The organism is Mycobacteroides franklinii (genome assembly GCF_002013895.1).
Lineage (GTDB): Bacteria > Actinomycetota > Actinomycetes > Mycobacteriales > Mycobacteriaceae > Mycobacterium > Mycobacterium franklinii.
On record NZ_MAFQ01000013.1, the window covers coordinates 124,173 to 143,934 of the forward strand.

The window sequence follows — 19,762 nt, forward strand, 5'->3', positions numbered from 1 at the left end:
ACGAAGCTTCACGCACCGGAACGCAGCGCGCTCGTTTGGCCGGATTGAGACCTCAAAGTCCGATACCCATGGATACCTTCGTGAAAGTATCGAAAAGTATCGGCGATGTCGGCGTTGCCTGATACCTATTGATACAGCGCGGAAAAGTATCAAGTGAGGATTCGGTATGCAGCCCAGCCCGTACACGCCCGGCCAGGTGGCACGTGAAGTAGTCGGTCGCGCCGAACAGCTCGCCGAGATCGGTGAGCGACTGATGTACATGGCGGAGCTCGGCCGGCTGATCGGTCGCATCCGCGTCGACACCGGGCCGCGGGGTGTGGGAAAAACCTCACTACTGCGCGAGGTCCAGCGTGAGGCCGAGGCGCGTGGCGTGGTGACGGTGTGGGTTACCGCGGGTGGGGACGAGCCGCTCGCGGCGGCGATCGCCACCCAGATCCGCGTACGCACCGCGGGGTGGAAGAAGAAGTCACGGGGACGCCTGCTGCGCGCCATCGATCAGGTCAGTATCACCGCGGGCGTGCCGGGCGTGGCTCAGCTCGGTGCGACGGTCAAACCGTCTCAGAGTGCGGCGCCCGCGGTGTCGGAGCCCTCGTTCAAGGAACTGATCGTCGAGACCGTCACGGCGGCGCGCGACGAGGGGCACCGTGGTCTGGTGCTGTTGATCGACGAAGTCCAGGACGCCGACCGGCAGGGATTGCGCACGCTGGCCGTCACCTGGCAGGACCTGCAGGCCGAAGCCGACGCGTTACCCGCCGGAGTGTTCGCGGCAGGACTGCCGCAGACGCCGGAGATCATCAGTGCCGCCGCCACATTCAGTGAGCGGTTCGCGTACCGCACGTTGCACCGGCTGGGTCCCGACGCGTCCCGGGTGGCGCTGGTCAAACCGGCCGGCCAGGTCGGAGTCCACTGGGCCCAGGATGCGCTCGAGGCCGTCATCGCGCAGACCAACGGGTATCCCCACACGCTGCAGCTATACGCCGACGCCGCATGGGCGCGCGCCGGCTATCCGGACCCGGGTGGCCAGATTCGGATAGCCGATGTCGAGCATGCCTCCCGCCAGGTCACCGCGGACATGGACGCGCTTTTTCGTGCGCGCTGGAACAACGCGACCCCGGTGCAGCGGCGATTCATGTCGGCGATGGCGCGGGCGCTGACCGATGACCGGGTGGCGAGCCGGTCCGATATCGCCGCCGTCATGGGCCGCGATTCACGGGCGATCAGTGCCGCCCGCGCCGGCCTCATCGACAAGGGATTCATCGCCGTCGCCGGTCATGGTCTGCTGGAGTTCACCATTCCCGGATTCGCGGAATTCGTTGGGCTACAGGAGGACTAGCCACTCCGCCGACACGCCGTGTTCTGCGTTTCACACCTGGGAAATGCGTCAGAAACCGTAGTCTCGGCGGCTGGTCAGTCGTTGTGCGGAGACTTCTCACGGATCGCTCCGGAGCGTTCGCACTTCGGATCGATCTTGACCGGGTGATGCGGACAGGGCTCGTCGTCCGGTGGCTTCGCGTGGCTGGCGAACCCTGGCACCAGGCATGACGCCAGGGATGCAGTCACCAGGAATTGCCAGGCGATGTGTCGCAGCATGGGCCGCACCTTCCTCTGGGATGTCTTTACTGACAACCCCATTGAAGTCGGCGGTCGCGCTACGAGCTTCCGATAAAATGCCAGCTTTTATCGGAAATCGGCCAGCCACCTATGGCGGGTGCTAACGGCTCTTGCGCAGCGGTCCGGGTGTCCAGAGCCCGCTGTGTATGGCAGTGCCGAGCTGCAGCTGTGCCTCGGTGGCGTTCTTGTAGTACGGCGTGAACCGTTGCAGCGCACCCCAATCGCGGAACCAGTCGTTCTGCAGATAGGTCGGCACCGGAGTGGCTTTCAGCAGCAGTTCGGTGATGCCCAGCGGTCCGCCGCCGAGATAGTCCATCACCGGTGAGTTGGCTTCCGCGCCGAAGCGATCGGGCAGGATGCGCCACTTCGGAATCTCGATGACACCGTTCTTGTGGTCGAACGGTCGCTGGCACGGGAAAGCAAGGCCTACAAGCCAATCCAGAAATACCGGATCGGAGCCGACGACCGACTGCAGCGGGCGCAGCGACGGGACCCGGGGCGGGGTGACCGCGACCCAGTGCTGTGGGGCCAGGTCGTCGTCGGTGACCAGCAGTCGAATACGAGTGGCCTGAGTGGGGATGGCATCGCGGGACATCCGCAGGTTCCGCCAGGCCGGGGATGGCCCCAGGTCGGCAAATGAGATGGCGCCCAGTACCTTTCCGTCCTCGGCGGCGAACTGCACCTGCAGCTCGACGGGGTCGAACCGGCCTGCGGCCGCCAGCACTACCAGTGGCTTGGTGGCGTCCTTGGGGGGCAGCCGGTACCACGCCGACTGCAACCGGGCCGAGCGTTGCGGGCCAATCTGGTAACTGCCCATGACGGGCGTGGTCTCGGGCTTCAGGTCGAAGGGCAGCCGCGCCCGCGAGCCGTTGACGCCGGCGGCGACGGTGGTGCCGCCCTCGGTGTCCTGACTGCCGTTGGCGTTGCCGCTCTTGTCACGCTCGACGAAGCTGTTGGAGGCCTGGGGGTTGTTCTCCTCATCGGCCGACACATCCGACGGAATTCCGTTGGGATCGAACATGATGTTGGTATCGGCGGCCAGTGCCTGCCCGATCGGGGCGTCGATCGGCTGCAGCATCCCGGCGTTGGGGTCTTCTTCGACCAACACATCGTTGGCCAGCCCACAGCCGTTGCCGCGCAACGCGTCGAAGTTGGAACGTCCGACCGACCAGGCCGGGTACTGGTTGATCATGCCTGCGGTGAGGGAGAAGATCGACCAAATCACCACGATCCAGGTGCCGACGGCCAGCGGCGATTCGGCGATACGCGCCAGCACCGGATGTACGGGTGTGCGGCCGGGATGGTCGCGGCCGGTGAAATGCATCCACGCCGCGAGCAGAATGGCAAGCACCGAGAGTCCAAAGAACACGGTGCTGATGCCGAAGTGCCACTGTGGGAACGAATTTGACCACGGCACGCCGAAATTGGAGACGTACCACCAGCCGTTCACGCTGGAGAACGACAGCGACAGGACGAACAGCACGATCGCGGCATACAGCGTTCGGTTGCGCGGGGAGCGCATTGCCGCGGCGGTCACGGCCACCGCGGCCAGCGCGCCGAGTGAGCCGGCGAGGCCGGCGAACACGCCGAAGTGGTGGGTCCACTTGGTGGGGGTGAACATGATCGCGACGAACGAGATCAGGGTGATGCCGATGATCCGTCGGCTGGGGCCGCCGGCGGTGCCGGGGATCTTGTTCTTGCGCAACGTCATTGCCACGGCCACGCCGAGCGCGATGATCAGGGCCAGCACCGGGAATCGGCGCGAGATGGCGCCGTCGGTGGTGGGCAGCAGCAGCCGTTCGTACCTGACGTGTTCCTCGAACCAGTTGAGCGATGGCCCGACGGCAGACTTGAGTGCGTTGGCCTGGATCTCCCCGACGAGGGTTTGATCGCGGAAGATCACCACCAACGTGACCAGCCCGGCCGCCAGGATCGGTGCCAGCAGCGCGGCGTAGCCGAAACGTTTCGCGCGCTTGGAGACGATGGTGCGTAGCGGCCCGATCGCGACCAGCAGCGCGCCGATCGACGCGATACCCGTCGGTCCGGAGAACAAGGTGAGCGCACCGACAATGCAGGCGACGGCGGCCGGCAGCAGCCGGTTGGTGGCGATCGACCGTTCGACCGAGCACCAGGTCAGCAGGATGCCCAGGGCGATGATCGGTTCGGGCCGCAGGCCGTTGTTGAACGGCAGCCAGAAGGCCAGGAACATCGCCGCGGCGGTCCACGGCACCACCAGATTGGTGCGGGCGGCGTGGCCCAGCCGGGGAATCACCTCGCGGCTGATGACCGCCCAGCACAGCAGGCCCATGGCCAGGGTGGGCAGCCGCATCCAGACACTGGCGGTGCTGACATGAGCCCAGATGGTCAGCAGGTCGTAGTACCAGCCGAACGGCGACTCGGGGGTGCCGAACCAGCGGTAGTAATTAGCCATGTAGCCCGAGTGCTCCGCGACACGGGCCATGGTGAGGATATAGCCGTCATCGGAGGTGTTGGCGCCGACGAAATGCCACCACACCAGCACCACTCCGACGAGTGCATCGAGCGGGCGCGGTTTCCACCAGCCCTCGGGCATGAAGCGTTTGTGTCTGCGCCCGTCGGCCGCGTCGAGGGTATGTAGGGCGACCAGCGAGATGGCGGTCAGCAGAACACCGAGGATCATCGCGATGAACTTGAGGGCGGTGGGGGAGCTGCTGTAGCGGGTGTCAACGGTGGCCGAGAGCTTCAGGCCCGCGGGAGCGGGGCCGGACAGGTCCGTGAAGATGCCGACGATCTGCGGCCGGAAGTCATACCCGCCGCGTTCCCCGGCGCGTGGCTGTCCGGGCCTGGCGTCCTTGGGTCCTTGAGTCAGGCCGACGAACGTGCCGGTCACCTTGTCCGAGTGCGCGGTGACTTCGAGGCGCTGGCAGTTGGGGCCGAGAACTTCGGAGAGGGGCGCGGAGACCACCGGCACATTGCGCACGATCACCACGAGGTCGCCGCCGATGCGCTGGATCAGCATGCCGCGGTCTACCGCGTTCGGGGCCTGCTTGGGCACGGTGGACAGCAGCACGTTGTTGTGACCGTCGAGGCCCTTGGCGGCCGAGCACGGCACCGTGATGGTGAGGTCGGTGGGGACGTATCCGATAAGGGGGGCATCGACGCTGGCGAGTGTGTCGTTCTGCGGCCAGTTCAGCTGCGCGGTGTCCTGCCGGACCGGCAGCAGCGGAGTGGCGATGGCTAGTAGCGCGCCGAGAAATCCGGTGACGATAGCGATCAGTCGGGCCCTGCGGTAATCGCCGTCGCCTTCGCTGGCGACCTCTGGCGTCGCACGTTCCTGAACCGTCACGGAGGAAGATGTTAGTTGGCTCGCAAAAAGCCCCTTGCGCGAAGAGCGCTAAGCGTGCGCGGGGACCCGCACAACCAACACGAAGGGCCCGATGGTGCGGACGGTGAACCGCGGGTCAGCGAACAGTTGCTTGTTCAGGGTGACGGTGTAGCGCTTCACGTTCGGCTGGTTGGGGTAGACGTCCTTGGCGAGCCGCAGGGAGTAGTTGTCGCCGGATTGGCGCAGCAATAGGACGGTGGGCGCCCGCCACGGCAGGGCGTCGAGTGCACGGATCATCTCGTCGGCGGTATGCAGGTCTTCCCAGCTCTTGATCGCGGCCGCGCGCTTGTCGAACTGTGCCAGCGGGTTGGCGTAGTGCGGGGTGAGTCCCTGGAAGCCGTAGTACGGGTAGAAGGCCAGGAAGCTGTAGTCGGCGGTCAGCACCACGGTCTCATCGCGCGGCTTGCCGGTGATCTCGGTGATCGCCTTGTCGATGGCGCCGTAGTGACTTTCCGGGCCGGGCGGGCGGCGGTCGGCGCGCTGCCCGGCGCCGTCGGTATCGGCGTAGGCGATCACGATGTCGGAGCGCAGCACATTGGGAATGTCCTGGCTGAAGGCCAGCGCACCGGCCAGGCCGATGACCGTGGCCACGATCGTGGCGTGCTTGCTGCGTTGGGCCGCCCAGGCGGCGACCTCGATGAACGCGAACACACCCGCGGCGGCGAGCAGCACCGTGAGGGTGGGCACCAGCCGGAACGACAGCAGGGTGGTCTTGGCGAGGGTGGCCAGCATGGAGAGCAGCGACCACAGATATACGGATCCCACACCGATGGCGAGCGCACCGGCGCGCACCGAGCTGCGCGCACGTGCCACCAGCCACACCGTGCCGATCAGGCACAGGCCACCCAGCATGGTGGGTTGCAGCATCGGGAAGGACAGTTCGGCACCGTCATTGGGCAGGTAGTGCTGTGCGGACGCCGCCTTCTCCAAGGAGGCATGGGAGACGGCGATCAGGTAGGGGCCCCAGAACACCAGGGCCACGGCGATCGCGATACCCGCGATGGCGAGCCAGCGCAGCAGCGGCTCCTTGATGGCGGGCCACCAGCCGTCCCGCCGGACGCGACTGATCGCCACCACCGTGGCGGCGATGGTGATGGCCAGCGCACCGAACGCGGTGAGCAGCGTGTAGAACAATGCCGCGAATCCCAGGAAGACACCCGTCCCGGCGATGGCCGCCCAGCCGGCGCCACGATCCGCGCGCAGCGCGCTGTAACCCAGCACCAGTACGGGCGGTAGCAGCACCGTGACGATTGCGCCGTACGGCTCGGTGGAGGCGTAGGCGAGCGTGACAGCGGCGGTGGCAGTGCTCACGATGAGCGCGTGCTCGAAGCGAATCATCTTGTTCCACAGGATGAATGCCGCGCAGACCGCGATGGCCAGGGAGGTGATGGCCCACGGTTTGTACATCTCCCACCCGGTGGTTCCGGTGAGCGCCGCGAGGCGCCCGCCGATCCAGAACCAGCCGGCCGGATAGAACGGCGGCATGTCCGGGTAGGTCATATCGTGCAGCGTGGGGGAGTCGGCGAACCGCGTCAGATACTCGGTGCGGAACTGTTGATCCACCGAAATCCCGAACAGATAGAGCTTGGTGGCCCCCAGCGGCATACCGATGGTCACCACGGTGAATACCGAGAGAAACAGCAGGGAAAGCATTTTCGCGATGAGCTGGCGGCCGCGACGCCACAGAACCCCGGCCAGCACCAACCCGGCAATCGCGCCGAATTGGCCGACCGTGGTCAGCGCGTGCAGCTGATTGGACGACCCGAAGGCGGGCCACTGGACCCGCGCTATCGCCACGAGCGCGATGACGCTCACCGCGGCGGCCGTGACGACAGCGAGCGTCAGGTCCTTGGTGGTGTCCAGTACGTGCCGACGCGACTCCGATGTCATCTGGGCTGTCATCTCGACGTGGTTACACGGGCAACTTGCGGAAAATGGGGCGCGGAACGTGACGCAGCACCGACATCACGAAGCGCCACTGACCCGGTGCCCAGATCAGCTCCTTGCCTGCGGCGGCCGACCTCACCACCAGTTCGGCGATCTCTTCCTTGTCGACCGTGAACGGTGCCTCCTTGGCGCCGGTGGCCTGCCAATGCTCGATGGTCGTGGTGGTGCGCACCTGGCCGGGACGGACGACGAGCACGCGAACTCCGAACTCGCGCAACGCCTCTCCGAGGCCGAGGTAGAACCCGTCGAGACCGGCCTTGGTGGAGCCGTAGACGAAGTTGGACCGGCGCACCCGCTCGCCGGCGACCGAGGACATCGCGATGACCTGGCCGAAGCCCTGGGCCTTCATCTTCTGGCCGATCAGCACACCGACGGAGACGGCGGCGGTGTAGTTGACCTGCGCGCTCAGTACCGCCTTGGCCTGGTCCTGCCACAGTTCCTCGGCATCCCCGAGAATGCCGAAGGCAACGATGGCGACATCCACATCGCCCTGCGCCCAAGCGGATTCGATGAGCGCGGGGTGGCTTTTCGTGTCGACGGCGTCGAAGTCCAAGTACTCGACGGACTTGGCTCCGGCGGCCTTGATCTGCTCGATGGCCGCCTCGCGCTTGGGCGCGTTGGGCAGGTCGGCCAGGATGACGCGCGCCTTGGCGTTCCTGAGGTAGCGCTCGACGATGGCTAGGCCGATCTCCGAGGTGCCGCCGAGCAGCAGGATGGTCTGGGGGTTACCCGTGGCGTCAATCATGTTGTCTTCCTTGTGAATTCTTAAAGCAGTTCGAGCCGGCGGGCCATATCGGAGGCGAACACGCCGTGCGGGTCGGCCTTGCGTCGGGTGGCAATCCACTCGTCGACCCGCGGGTACATCTTGTGGAACTTCTCCGCGCTCACCCGGGAATCCTTGGCGGTGTAGACCCGTCCGCCGAACTCCATGGCGCGGTTATCGAGCTCATTGAGGAACTCGTTGACACCGGGCTTGTTCGGGAAGTCCATCGCGACGTTCCAGCCCTTCATCGGGAAGCTCAGCGGCGCTTTGTTTCCCGGGCCGAACAGCTTGAAGACGTTCAGAGCGGAGTACTGGCCCTGGGTCTGGATCCAGCGGATGATGCCCTTGAACTCTTCCAGCGCGTCGGGCGGAACCAGGAACTGGTGCTGCGCGAAACCGGCTGGGCCGTAGGCATATTGCCAGCCGGTCGTGATGTCGAGCATGTGATAGAACTGCGTCAGATTGACGATCTTGCCCTGGTAGTTCCCGCTCATCCGGTAGAACGCCTCACCGATCGCCATGAGCGAGGGCTTGATCATGAAGTTGACCGGGAAGAGATCGGGGAACCCGGGTAGCTGGGGTGCGCTGAACTTCAGCGGGTCCTTGGCCAGCTTCGGGGGTAATTGGTCCAGTCTCGCAAGACTTCCCCGGCTGACGGCCGCGCGGCCCAGCTTGGGTGCCGGATTGATCAGGTCGAACCAGGCGCTCGAATACGTGTACTGGTCCTCGCTGCCGTCCTGGTGCACCGCGATGGTTTCGTCCAGATCGCGCGTGGCGACCCCGTCGGCGATGAAGTACGCGGTCTCGGTGCGCGTCATCGCGATGCGGGCGCGCACCACGATGCCGGTCAGGCCGTTGCCGCCGACGGTGGCCCAGAAGAGTTCGCTGTCGGGGCCGTCCGGGGTGATGGTGTGCACCTCACCGTCGGCCATCAGCAGATCCAGGGACAGCACGTGGTTGCCGAAGCTGCCCGCACTGTGGTGGTTCTTGCCGTGGATATCCGAGCCGATGGCACCGCCCACGGTGACCTGCCGGGTGCCCGGCAGTACCGGCACCCACAGTCCGAACGGCAGCGCGGCCTTCATCAGCTGATCCAGGCTGACCCCCGCGTCCACATCGGCGATGGCGGTTTCGGCGCTGATGGAGTGCACCCGGTTCAGCGGCGTCATATCGACGACGATGCCGCCGCCGTTGCAGGCGTGGTCGCCGTAGGAGCGGCCCAGGCCACGCGCGACGATGCCGCGGCGTAGATGAGCGGGGCTGCTGGAGCTCGCGTCGGCGACCCGGCGCACGGCCTCGGCAATGACGTCGACATCGGGGGTGGAGAGCACATGCGCCACGGTGGGTGCGGTGCGGCCGAACCCGGTGAGGGCGCGGGGAGTGAGAGGTAGCTCGGACTTCGGAGTTGTCATCGGTAATTGAGCGTAGCGGCTCAGCGGATCCGGAAGATCACCGCGCGCTGGACGATGAAGTTGATGACCGTAGCCGTCCCCTGCGCGATGACGAAGGCCACGGGCACCCGCCAGGGCTTGTCCTCAAACTGCATGTAGAAGACGTAGTTGATGCCGACCTGGACGGCATAGGTCAGGCCGTAGAGAGCCATCACCGCAATGAACCTGGCACGGCTGGGTTCTGCCTGGAAGGTCCAGCGCCGGTTGATCAGGTAGGCGGTGGTGGTTCCTGCCACAAAACTGAGGGATTTGGCGACGTTGACCTGGAGTCCGAAGTGCAGGAACAGCACATACAGGCCGAAGTCGACGATGGCAGAAAGCCCGCCGGTGATCACGAAACGGGCCGCCTGCGTGGTCAGCGACAGCGGCGCCTGTTCGGCTGAGGCATCTGACACGGGCCAGAGCCTATGTCAGGTCTCTGTGTGGAACGCCAATCGCCGGAGCACGGGCGCCACCTTCCGCACACAGGTAGGGTCGCAACGGATTCTGTAATGGGATTGCTGGAACATCGACGTATGAGGGGCAGCTATGACGACTCCGCAGCAGGGACGGCACGAACGGGCCGAGGGTGAGGGCATCGATCCGCTGATCGACCTGTCACGTGATCCGAACCCGGGCGTCGCCGACCACGCCAAGGAAGACGAGTAAGTCGCTGTAGCTTTCCGCCGAGTGTGAGCCATACGGTTGCCGCATGGTCCCCTCGCGGAACTTCCTGAACGCTACGGAGCGGTTCATCCCGGATGCGTTGCGCGGAGTGGTCGCGGCCACCGCCGACCTCCGGTGGAACTCCGAACACGGGTACCTGATCCGGGACTCGCCGCTGCGGCCCGGTCATGTGGCGATCGTGTCGGGCGGAGGCTCGGGTCACGAGCCTCTGCACGCGGGATTCATCGGGCGCGGCATGCTGACCGCCGCCTGCCCCGGCCTGATCTTCACCTCCCCGAACGCCCTGCAGATCGCCGGCGCCACCATCGCGGCAGACGCCGGTGGGGGCGTGCTGCATGTGGTGAAGAACTACACCGGCGACGTGATGAACTTCTCCATCGCCCGCCAGATCGCCGAGGAATCCTCGGTACGCACCGACGTGGTTCTGGTCGACGACGACATCGCGACAGAGGTGGCCGATTCCGATAGACCCGGCCGGCGTGGCACCGCCGCGACCGTGGTGGTCGAAAAGCTGTGTGGTGCTGCCGCTGAACGCGGCGACGACCTGGCCGCGGTGGCCGCGGTTGGCCGCCGGGTCGCGGCGGCGGCACGCAGCATGGCGGTGGCGCTGGCGCCGTGCACCGTTCCGGGCTCCGCGGTCCCGTCGTTCGACCTGCCCGCCGGTGAGATGGAGATCGGCATCGGAATCCACGGGGAGCGCGGTGTCGACCGGGCACCGGTCGCCGCGGCATCGGACATCGTGGCGGCGCTACTGGCCCGCATCCTGCCGGCGGCACGGGTGAGGGACGGCGACGAGGTGATCGTCGTCGTCAACGGGCTCGGGGCCACGCACTCGCTGGAACTCAATCTGCTCTTCGGTGAGGTGGCCGCTCAGCTTGCGGCCGCGGGAATCCTGATCGCCCGCAGCCTGGTCGGCAGCTTCGTGACGGCGCTGGACATGGCGGGTGTCTCGGTGACCGTGGTGCGTGCCGATCCGGAGATGCTCGAGCTGTGGGACGCGCCCACCACGGCGCCGGCCTGGCCGGTGGTGACGGGCCCGCCGGTCGGCGAACTCACCGCTGGGGCAATCGTCGAACCCGATGATCGTGCCGACAGCGGGCCGGAAAACCCTTGGCTGTCCGCATTCGTGGGACGCGTACGCGAGTCGGTGGGCGCACTCACCGACCTCGACCGGCGGGCCGGAGACGGTGACTTCGGCACCAATATGGCCGCGGCGTTGCGGCACTACGCGCTGCCGCTGCGGGGAACGGACGCCGAGGTGCTGCTCGCCCTGTCGACCTCGTACTTCGTGCGTGCCGGGGGCACTTCCGGTGCCGTGTTCGGGACGTTCTTCCGCGCGCTGTACACCGGGCTCGGCGACGAGCGCTGGTCCACCGAGCTGGTGGCCCGTGCGGTACGTCAGGCGCTGGATCAGATCCAGGCGCTGGGCGGAGCACGGGTAGGGGACAAGACCGTTGTCGATGCGGTGTCACCGGCCGCGGATACACTGGATGATGCTGCGCGACGGGACATCCCGCTCGCCGCGGCCCTTCAGTCTGCAGCCGATGCCGCGGCTGCCGGTGTACAGGCCACCAAAGAATCGAGGGCCGCACGCGGCCGGGCCAGTTACGTGGGTGACGCGGCCCGCGGCGTCGAGGATCCCGGCGCCTTGGTCATGTCCTGGTTCTTCGAAGCCGCGGCCGGCCGCTGACACCCACTCACACGCGCTGGCCGACGAATGCCTCGATCTCGCGCACCATCAGCTCGGGCTGGTCCTCGCTGACGAAGGTGTAGCTGTCGGGTACCTCGACGAGTTTTGCGTCGGGTAGTAGGCGCAGCCAGCGTTCGGCGTGGGCGAACGGGAAGAACGGCAGCTTGCGCGGCCACAGCAGCAGCACCGGTCGCGGGAAGCTGCGCAGTGTTTCGGCGGCGGCCAGCGTGTCGCGGTTGTCGATGCCGCGCAGGAACGCCCGCGCATCGCGCCGGATGGCCTGCTGCTCGAGCAGGGGTGCCACCCAGTCGCCCAGCACCTCGTCGGGAATGGAGTGTTTGGCGAGCGTATTGCCGAGAGCGGCGCGCGCCGCCCGCAACCTGAACGGGCGCAGCACGAAATCGGTGCCGGGGACCCGTGCCCAGTATTGGAAGATGCGAATCGATTTCGGCAGGAAGTTGTCGAAGGAATCGCAGGGGGTCAACACCACGCGGCCGATCCGGTCGTAGCCGCCCGTCAGCAGTAGCTGGGTGATGGCACCGCCGGTGTCGGTCGCGACGACGGTGACGTTCTCGAGGTCGAGGTGTTCGATGAGTTCACGGACCAGCCCGGCCACCGCGCGCGGATTGAGCTCTGCGCTCGGCTTCATGGGGATCTTGTGCGCACCGAGTGGCAGGTCCGGAGCGATGCAGCGGAAGCGTTGACTCAGCGGTTCGACGATCTTGCGCCACATGGTGCCGGTGACGAAGAGGCCGTGCACAAAGACAATGGGCGGACCGTCTCCGCTATCGCGGTAGTGGATGGGACCGGCGGTGGACTCGAAGATAGGCATGTCTCGACCATCGCCCCGACCTGCTGCCATGACGAGGCATGGCACTGCCAGACGGTGCCACCGGGGTCTAGAGGCCGGTGGCGGCAAGCACGCCGCACAGCGCGTCGACGGCCGGGCCGAATCCGTGATCGGCCGGTGTGCCGAAGCTGACCACCACGCCGTCGGGATCAGGAACGTACGGACCGGCCAGCGGGTGACGGAGCCGCGACAGTCCGGCCAGCGCCACACCCGCCTCTCCGGCGCGGTACAGCACATCGGGTTCGGCGCCGTCGGGCAGCGTCAGCAGCAGGTGTAGTCCGGCCGACAGCCCCCGCACGCCGACGTTGTAGTCGGCGAGACGTTCCACGAGCAGGTCGCGCCGCCGCCGGTATCGGCCGCGCATGCGCCGGATGTGCCGGTCGTAGTGGCCGCCCGCGATGAAGTCCGCCATGGTCAGCTGTGAGATCGCGTCGACGTACCACTGGCCGCCGCCCGCGGCCGCCACCGCGGCATCCACCAGCTCCGGCGGCAGCACCATCCAGCCCAGGCGCAGCACGGGAGCAAGACTCTTGCTTGCCGAACCGAGATACACGACGTGATCCGGGTCGAGGCTCTGCAGCGCGCCGACGGGTTGACGGTCGTAGCGGAACTCGCCGTCGTAGTCGTCTTCCAGTACATAGGAGTCGGTGCGCCGCGCCCAGTCCACCACCGCGGTGCGCCGGGTGGGGTGCAGCGGCAACCCGTGCGGGAAATGGTGGGCGGGGGTGATCAGCGCGGCGCGCACGTCGAGTGCGTCCAGATCGCTGACGACGGCGCCCTCGTCGTCGAAGCCGATCGGCGTGCTGGAGCCGCCCGTCGCCTCGATGCAATCGCGAAAGATGAAGAGTCCGTATGCCTCTACGGCGATTGGCCTGGTCAGGCCGTACATCCGGGTCAGGATCTCCACGGCGTGGCGAGTGCCCGCACAGATGACGACCGAATCGGGTGTGGTTCGCACACCGCGCACCCGTGCTACGTATTCGGCAATGGCAGAACGTAATTCGTGACGTCCCCGTGGGTCACAGGCACGAAGCGCCTCGTGTGGGGCGTTACTCAGGGCGCGGCGAGCGGACGCGAGCCAGTCGGTCCGCGGGAACGCGGTGACGTCTCCGGAGCCGGGCATCAGGTTGTGCGGTGGGGGTGAGCCCGCTCCGCGCGGGCGCGGCGGCAGTTGGTTCTGGCCGCGGTTGACCACCCGGGTTCCCGAGCCCTGCCGCGATTCGAGCCAGCCCTCGGCGACGAGTTCGGCGTAGGCCTCCGCGACGGTGTTGCGCGCCAGGCCCAGGTCGGCAGCCAGGGTGCGGGAGGGCGGCAGCATCGCCCCGACGGTGAGGCGCCCGGACCTGACGGCCTCGCGCAGGGCGGACGTCAGTAGTTCGCGCACTCCCCGGGCTCCGGGAGTGATGGTCTGGCGCAGGTCGAGATGCAGGTCGTGGCTCAGTGGGCGTGGTTCGGACGTGTGCGAATTGGCCCACGAACTCATACTGAAATTGAACCATGAAAATGGGCCTATTGGGCTCTAGCGTTGAGGCATGACCAGCACACTGAATGCCCCGACACACCAGCCCCGCATCCGCATGGACAAGGTCTCGCCCGAGGTTTACGAGGCCATGATGGCGCTGAGCATCGCTTCGGCGAAGGATGTCGAGCCGAGCCTCGCCGAGCTCATCAAGATCCGCGCTTCCCAGCTCAACCACTGCGCGTTCTGTCTCGATATGCACACCCACGATGCCCGCAAACAAGGCGAGACCGAGCAACGCATCTACCTGCTGAACGCCTGGGCCGAGGCCGGCGCCATCTACACCGAACGGGAGAAGGCCGCGCTGGCACTGACCGAGGAGGCCACCGTGCTTTCCGCTGGTGAGCACGTGTCCGACGCCACCTATGCCCGGGCCGCGGCCCAGTTCACCGAGCGTGAGCTGGGACAGATCATCGGGATGATCCTGACGATCAATGCCTGGAATCGCATCGCTGTCACTACCCGCAACGCACCACCGCGGCGCGGCTAGATTTGCCACAATCTTTGCCGTCGGCGTGACAGGAGCGTGATCGTTTCGTAATCTGACCACGTGATCTTGGCGAGATGGCGTGCGAAGGGCGGTGAGAAGAGGCCCGCGGTGCCGCTCTCCCGCGTCGCGGGTCTCGCCGTGTCACTCGTTGCCGGTGCCGCCGTGATGGGGATCGTGAGCGAAGTCGAGAAGCCCCACGTTCAGCTTTCGATCAAGCCCCCACAGAATGCGGTCGCACTCATCGCCGAGCTGCCGCGGGCACAACGGGACCGCCGCTACATCTCCGGTGAAGCGCTGGCCATGGAGGCCAGAGCCAGGGCCATCACGCCGTGCTCGACGGTGCTGGCGGGGGCCCAGCCGGCGGTGGCCCAGGCGGGGAACTTCTTGAAGGGGATGTTCGGCATCGGTGACATCGGCGGTGCGATCGGCCGCGGCGGCGGTGGCGACCATGGCCGCGGACTGGCGCTGGATTTCATGACGAGCTCGTACTCGACCGGTACCGCTCTCGCTAATTTCGTTCTGGCCAACCGTGATCGGCTGGGCGTCACGTACGTGATCTGGCAACAGCGATACAACGACGGCAATGGTTGGTCGGCGATGGAGAACCGCGGCAGCCCGACCGCCAATCACATGGATCACGTGCACGTGTCCTTCCGGGCCGGCGCGAATCCTCCCGCCGTCAGCTGCTGACGGATCGCCACCACCCGCGCCCTGTGCGGGATATGTTGGGCTGCATGGGTTTCTTGCCGTCTCGGAATTCTCTTCGAGGTTTGCGCCAGATTGGTGATGGTCTGGGGACCCTTGACCGCGAGGTTTTCGACGCCATCGCGGAGTCGCCGAGCCCACTGCTGGATGCCGTCATGCCGCGCCTTACCCGCGCTGCCGACCACTCGAAGTTGTGGATCGGGATTGGCGCCGGTCTGGCGATGTTCGGCAAGCCCGCCGCGCAGCGGGGTGCCACGCGCGGACTGCTGACGCTGGCGGTGACGAGCGCCGTCACGAATCAGGTGGCCAAGCGGCTGCGGCGGAGGGAGCGGCCGAACTATCTCTCGGTGCCGCTGATACGCCGCAGCAGACGGGTGCCCACGTCGTCCTCGTTGCCTTCCGGGCATTCGGCGAGTGCGGCGGCTTTCGCGGTGGGGGTCGGTCTCGAGAATGCGCCACTGGGCTTCGGGCTCTCGCTGCTGGCGGGCTTGGTGGGCCTGTCACGAGTGGCGACTGGCGTGCACTATCCCGGCGATGTATTCGCGGGTTTTGGGATCGGCGCCGGAATAGCGGTGTTGGGCGCGCGCGTGGTGCCGCCGATTGTGACGACGGCCGTCTCCGCGGGGGACCCGCTGCGGGTGGAGACCGTCGCGCGGCCAGACGGGGAGGGTGTGGTGCTGGTCGTCAATCCTGCGTCCGGCGACGGCACCGGGCAGCGGATCCTGGATCAGGTGCGAAAAACGTTGCCCCGCACCGAGATTGTCGAACTGAACAAGGGCGATGACGTCATTGAGGTAATGCGCGGTGCGGCGAGCCGCGCCGAGGTGCTCGCGGTGGGAGGTGGCGACGGCACGGTGGCATGTGCGGCGGGTGTCGCGGCCGAGACCGATACTCCGCTGGCGGTGTTTCCCGGTGGCACCTTCAATCACTTCGCCAAGGACATCGGCTGTGTCAGCGTGGCCAAGACGGTCGATGCGATTCGCCGAGGTGCGGTCAGCCGAGTGGATCTGGTCTATCTGAACGAGAACCAGGTGGTGATCAACACCGCGAGCATCGGCTCATACCCCAAGTTCGTACAGATCCGCGAGAAGCTCGAGCACCGGATAGGCAAGCCGCTGGCGAGCGTGTATTCGATGCTGCACACGCTGCGGCGCGATCACCCGGTACGTATCAGTTTCGATAACAAGACGATCCAGACCTCGCTGTTCTTCTTGGGCAATTCTGTCTATCTGCCTTCGGGTTTCGCTCCGTCCCTGCGCAGCCGCATGGACGACGGCTTGATCGATGTCCGGATCCTGGAGACCGGTCGCAAGTTCAGCACCGTGCGAATCTTGACCGCGTTGGCGTTGGGCCGGCTGCAACGCAGCCCGCTCTACCACGAGCTGCAGGTACCCGAATTCTCCTTTACCGCAGTGGACGGCCCCACGGTGCTCGCTCGCGACGGCGAGGCCGGCGACAAGTACACCGAGGCCACTTTCAAGGTGCGGTATCGGGCATTGGCGGTGTTCCGTCCGCTGACCTGACGGGCCACGGCGGCAGTACCCATAGGCACGCGATGACGTACGCGTACCCCAGCGCCCACCCCGCCACCACATCGGAGGGGTGATGGACGTTGAGCAGGACCCGCCCGACACCGATCGTGACAATCAGTGCCGCGCCGAGCACCCAGAGCCAGGGACGTAGCGTCGCAGTTACTTTCGGTGTCACCACGGCCAGTAGCGCCAGCACGCACACGACGATGCCCATCGAGTGGCCGGATGGGAAGGACGACGAATACGCGCTCACCAGCGCGGTCGGCGGTCGGGGCCGCTGCACCAGCGCCTTGGCCAGTTCGTTGACCACTCCGCTGAGTTCCACCGTCACCACGAGAAATACCGCTGGGCGCGGCCGACGCCGCCAGAAGAGCGCGACCACGAGCACCGCAACGGCGAGACGGAATGCGTTGGGGCCCAGGATGGTGCAGAACCAGTCCCAGGCACTGACCCAGCCGGAGTGGCCGGCCCCATAAGCATGTGTGGGGTTTAGTGCGGCGTCGTCGAGACGGGACAGCCACTCCCAGCGCTGCGCATAGCCGATCCACAGCAATACGTAGACGGCGAGGGCGAAGCCGGCTGAGGCCACCAACCGTCCGCGAGGCCGGTACGTTGCGTCCCCCATGACTAGACCCAGTAGGGAACCCTGGCCCGATACTGGCGCATCACCAGGATCGCCACGGTCCAACCGACCACCGTGATCACGATCGCGATGATCCAGTGGTGCAGCTGCTGATCGAGCCCCAGTAGCGGATCGCGGATGATGGCCAGGAAGTGCACAAAGGGGTTGAGCTGCACCACGGTGGCCAACTTGCCTACTCGCTGGTTGAGCATGTTCTCGTTCCAGATGATGGGCGTCATGAAGAACAGCAGCTGCACCAGGCTGCCCAGCAGTGGCGAGATATCCCGATAGCGGGTGGCGAGGACGCCGAAAACCAGCGAAACCCACACGCAATTCAACGCGATCAGCACCAGCGCGGGGATGAAACTGAGATCGGTGTAATTCCAGTGCGGCGTATACACCGCGACGACGATCACGAAGATGATGATGTTGTGCGCGAACAGGAGCAGCTGTCGCCACACCAGTCGGTAGACGTGCACGCTCAGCGGCGTCGGCAACTGTTTGATCAAGCCCTCGTTCGCGACGAAGACGTCCGAACCTTCCAGAATCGCGGCGTTGAAGAGGTTCCAGACGATCAAACCGATTGTCACGTAAGGCAGATGTTCGGCCAGGGGAAGCTTGAACAGCTGCGAGTACAGAATGCCCATCGCCAGGGCCGTCGACCCGGTGGCGATGGTGATCCAGAACGGTCCCAGCACCGAACGCCGGTAGCGCTGCTTGATGTCCTGCCAGCCCAGTTGCAGCCACAGTTGCCGATGTTCGAAACCTTCGGACAGGTCACGCCACGCGCGCTTGAAGGTCCGGGAGTCCGAGGACAGTTCCAGCAGTTCGTTCGTCATTTCTCAGTCTCCTGTACCGAAGGAGTCGGGTTACCCGGCCGGCCGAACTGCTCGCGCCGGCCCAAGCGCCGCAACGCAATCCACTCACGCAGCCCCGACAGGTCGCGCCGGGTGATCAGGAAATACCAACCGAAACGCACCCATTCCTGCGGCAGTAGCTTGCGCATGCCGGGCTGGGACATCAGATAGCCGCGGTTGCGGTAGGTGAAGTACCGCTTGGTGGCATCGTCGGGATACTGCGTGTGCATACGCCCACCCAGAATCGGTTTGAATTCGGCGGCGCCGTTGGGATGCAGGTACGTCGCGTCCAGGCAGGTGCCGAACGGCAGGCCCGAGCGCACGAGCCTGCGGTGTACGTCCACCTCGTCACCTCGCACGAACAAGCGCAGATCGGGAACGCCCACAGCCTCAAGGGTTGCAGCGCGAAAAAGTGCGCCGTTGAAGAGCGAGGCGATGCCCGGCAGTAGATCCTGGCCCGCCTCGGTGCGTAGTTCTTCGACCCGGCGGCGCCACACCAGTCCGCGCCGCAGCGGAAAGGCCAACCGGCCCGGATCGTCGATATCGCACACCATGGGCGATACCTCCGCGAGGCGATGCTTACGGGCGCAGGCCAGCAGCGTCTCCAAAACCTCGGCGCCACCCGGGCGGCCGTCGTCGTCGGCAAGCCACACCCAGTCGGCGCCGAGGGTGAGCGCGTGCAGCATGCCGAGTGCGAATCCTCCTGCACCCCCGAGGTTTCGAGTCGACCCCAGATATGTGCTGGCGATGGGTTGACCGTCGACCAGTGCCTTGACGGCGGGGTCGTTGTCGTTGTCCACCACGACAAGATGGTCCGGGGCGATGGTCTGTGCCGCCACGATCTGCAGCGACTGCGCCAACTCCGCCGCACGCCGGTAGGTGACGACGACGGCGACGACCTTGTCAGGCATGCCGGTTGTCTTCGGCGAGGATCTGGGCCACGTGATCGGCGGCCTCGTCACCTTCGTAGGCGCGGACCACCTCCTCGATGCCGCCACTCATCTTGACGGTGCCGTGGTCTATCCACATCGCCGTGTTGCACAGACGGGCCAGGAATTCGTTGGAGTGGCTGGCGAAGACGAGCATGCCGGAGCGTTCCACCAACTGCTGCAGCCGGATTCGCGCCTTCTTCATGAACTCCGCGTCGACAGCGCCGATACCCTCGTCGAGCAGCAGGATCTCCGGATCGATACTGGTGACCACGCCCATGGCCAGGCGCACGCGCATACCCGTGGAGTATGTGCGCAGCGGCATGGACAGGTACTCGCCCAGCTCGGTGAAGTCGGCGATCTCGTCGACCTTGGCCTGCATTTGTTTGCGGGTCTGCCCCAGGAACATGCCGCGGATGATGATGTTCTCGTACCCGGAGATCTCCGGGTCCATGCCCACCCCGAGGTCGAAGACGGGCGCGACCCGGCCCTGGATGTACGAGCTGCCGCGCGTGGGTTCGTAGATTCCCGAAAGAAGCCGCAGCAGAGTCGATTTACCGGCTCCGTTATGGCCGACGAGCCCCACCCGATCGCCCTCCTTGAGGGACAGGGTGATGTCGCGCAGCGCCTCGATGACCACGACATTGGAGGCGTTGCGCCCGATGGTGCCGCCGGCCTTGCCGAGGAACGCCTTCTTCAGCGAGCGCGACTTGGCATCGAATATCGGGAACTCCACCCACGCTTCGTGGGTCTGGATACTGACCAT

At 66.1% G+C, this 19,762-nt stretch carries 17 protein-coding genes; 5 read left to right on the forward strand and 12 right to left on the reverse strand.

Translation table 11 applies throughout. From position 1 onward, the window contains the following. Window positions 1-166: 166 nt before the first annotated feature. A complete protein-coding gene (locus tag B4393_RS21405; RefSeq protein WP_078335789.1) occupies window positions 167-1,333 on the forward strand; it encodes an ATP-binding protein in 1,167 nt (388 codons plus the stop codon). Between the two features lie 74 nt (window positions 1,334-1,407). On the opposite strand, the gene B4393_RS21410 is transcribed toward B4393_RS21405, so the two are convergent. From B4393_RS21410 to B4393_RS21435, 6 genes are all read right to left on the reverse strand, one after another. Further along, window positions 1,408-1,590: a hypothetical protein gene (locus B4393_RS21410; protein ID WP_078335790.1), complete on the reverse strand. Its 183-nt coding sequence runs from the start codon at window positions 1,588-1,590 to the stop codon at window positions 1,408-1,410. Window positions 1,591-1,711: 121 nt separating this feature from the next. Beyond that, window positions 1,712-4,936, reverse strand: coding sequence for an arabinosyltransferase domain-containing protein (locus B4393_RS21415; RefSeq protein ID WP_078335791.1), 3,225 nt, complete (start codon window positions 4,934-4,936; stop codon window positions 1,712-1,714). 48 nt (window positions 4,937-4,984) lie between these two features. Next, the gene (locus tag B4393_RS21420) at window positions 4,985-6,877 is read right to left on the reverse strand and encodes a galactan 5-O-arabinofuranosyltransferase (RefSeq protein ID WP_078335792.1); all 1,893 of its coding nucleotides are present in this window, start codon (window positions 6,875-6,877) and stop codon (window positions 4,985-4,987) included. Between the two features lie 10 nt (window positions 6,878-6,887). Next, complete coding sequence (locus tag B4393_RS21425; protein ID WP_070937517.1) at window positions 6,888-7,667, reverse strand: decaprenylphospho-beta-D-erythro-pentofuranosid-2-ulose 2-reductase; 780 nt, start codon at window positions 7,665-7,667, stop codon at window positions 6,888-6,890. A 20-nt stretch (window positions 7,668-7,687) separates the two neighbouring features. Beyond that, a complete protein-coding gene (locus B4393_RS21430; RefSeq protein ID WP_070937516.1) occupies window positions 7,688-9,097 on the reverse strand; it encodes an FAD-binding oxidoreductase in 1,410 nt (469 codons plus the stop codon). Window positions 9,098-9,117: 20 nt separating this feature from the next. Continuing rightward, window positions 9,118-9,531: a GtrA family protein gene (locus B4393_RS21435; protein ID WP_070937515.1), complete on the reverse strand. Its 414-nt coding sequence runs from the start codon at window positions 9,529-9,531 to the stop codon at window positions 9,118-9,120. 296 nt (window positions 9,532-9,827) lie between these two features. Here B4393_RS21435 and B4393_RS21440 point away from each other — a divergent pair, with 296 nt between their 5' ends. Beyond that, window positions 9,828-11,492, forward strand: coding sequence for a dihydroxyacetone kinase family protein (locus B4393_RS21440; protein ID WP_078335793.1), 1,665 nt, complete (start codon window positions 9,828-9,830; stop codon window positions 11,490-11,492). Window positions 11,493-11,499: 7 nt separating this feature from the next. Here the strand turns inward: B4393_RS21440 and B4393_RS21445 are convergent, their stop codons facing one another. Further along, window positions 11,500-12,354 carry an alpha/beta fold hydrolase gene (locus tag B4393_RS21445; protein ID WP_078335794.1) on the reverse strand — a complete coding sequence of 285 codons (855 nt, stop codon included), beginning with the start codon at window positions 12,352-12,354 and terminating at the stop codon, window positions 11,500-11,502. Window positions 12,355-12,391: 37 nt separating this feature from the next. Next, window positions 12,392-13,825 (reverse strand): MocR-like pyridoxine biosynthesis transcription factor PdxR, encoded by a 1,434-nt coding sequence (gene pdxR / locus B4393_RS21450; protein WP_078335795.1) that lies wholly within the window; start codon window positions 13,823-13,825, stop codon window positions 12,392-12,394. Window positions 13,826-13,874: 49 nt separating this feature from the next. Between pdxR and B4393_RS21455 the strand changes: the two genes are divergently transcribed. From B4393_RS21455 to B4393_RS21465, 3 genes are all read left to right on the forward strand, one after another. Further along, window positions 13,875-14,351, forward strand: a complete 477-nt coding sequence (locus B4393_RS21455) for a carboxymuconolactone decarboxylase family protein (RefSeq protein WP_078335796.1) — start codon at window positions 13,875-13,877, stop codon at window positions 14,349-14,351. Window positions 14,352-14,459: 108 nt separating this feature from the next. Further along, window positions 14,460-15,041, forward strand: a complete 582-nt coding sequence (locus tag B4393_RS21460) for a hypothetical protein (protein ID WP_462021725.1) — start codon at window positions 14,460-14,462, stop codon at window positions 15,039-15,041. A gap of 44 nt (window positions 15,042-15,085) precedes the next feature. Next, entirely contained in the window at window positions 15,086-16,579 is a 1,494-nt protein-coding gene (locus B4393_RS21465) for a bifunctional phosphatase PAP2/diacylglycerol kinase family protein (protein ID WP_078335818.1), read from the forward strand. Here B4393_RS21465 and B4393_RS21470 read toward each other — a convergent pair. The 4 genes from B4393_RS21470 to wzt are packed head-to-tail and all read right to left on the reverse strand — an operon-like array spanning window position 16,533 to window position 19,762. Further along, window positions 16,533-17,213, reverse strand: a complete 681-nt coding sequence (locus B4393_RS21470) for a phosphatase PAP2 family protein (RefSeq protein WP_078335797.1) — start codon at window positions 17,211-17,213, stop codon at window positions 16,533-16,535. The genes B4393_RS21465 and B4393_RS21470 overlap by 47 nt on opposite strands. Before the next feature lie 2 nt (window positions 17,214-17,215). Further along, window positions 17,216-18,049: a galactan export ABC transporter permease subunit Wzm/RfbD gene (gene wzm, locus B4393_RS21475; RefSeq protein ID WP_070937509.1), complete on the reverse strand. Its 834-nt coding sequence runs from the start codon at window positions 18,047-18,049 to the stop codon at window positions 17,216-17,218. Further along, window positions 18,046-18,978 carry a galactofuranosyltransferase GlfT1 gene (gene glfT1, locus B4393_RS21480; protein WP_078335798.1) on the reverse strand — a complete coding sequence of 311 codons (933 nt, stop codon included), beginning with the start codon at window positions 18,976-18,978 and terminating at the stop codon, window positions 18,046-18,048. The genes wzm and glfT1 overlap by 4 nt, the downstream gene beginning before the upstream one ends. Beyond that, window positions 18,971-19,762: a galactan export ABC transporter ATP-binding subunit Wzt/RfbE gene (gene wzt, locus B4393_RS21485; RefSeq protein WP_078335799.1), complete on the reverse strand. Its 792-nt coding sequence runs from the start codon at window positions 19,760-19,762 to the stop codon at window positions 18,971-18,973. Before wzt ends, glfT1 begins: the two co-directional genes overlap by 8 nt.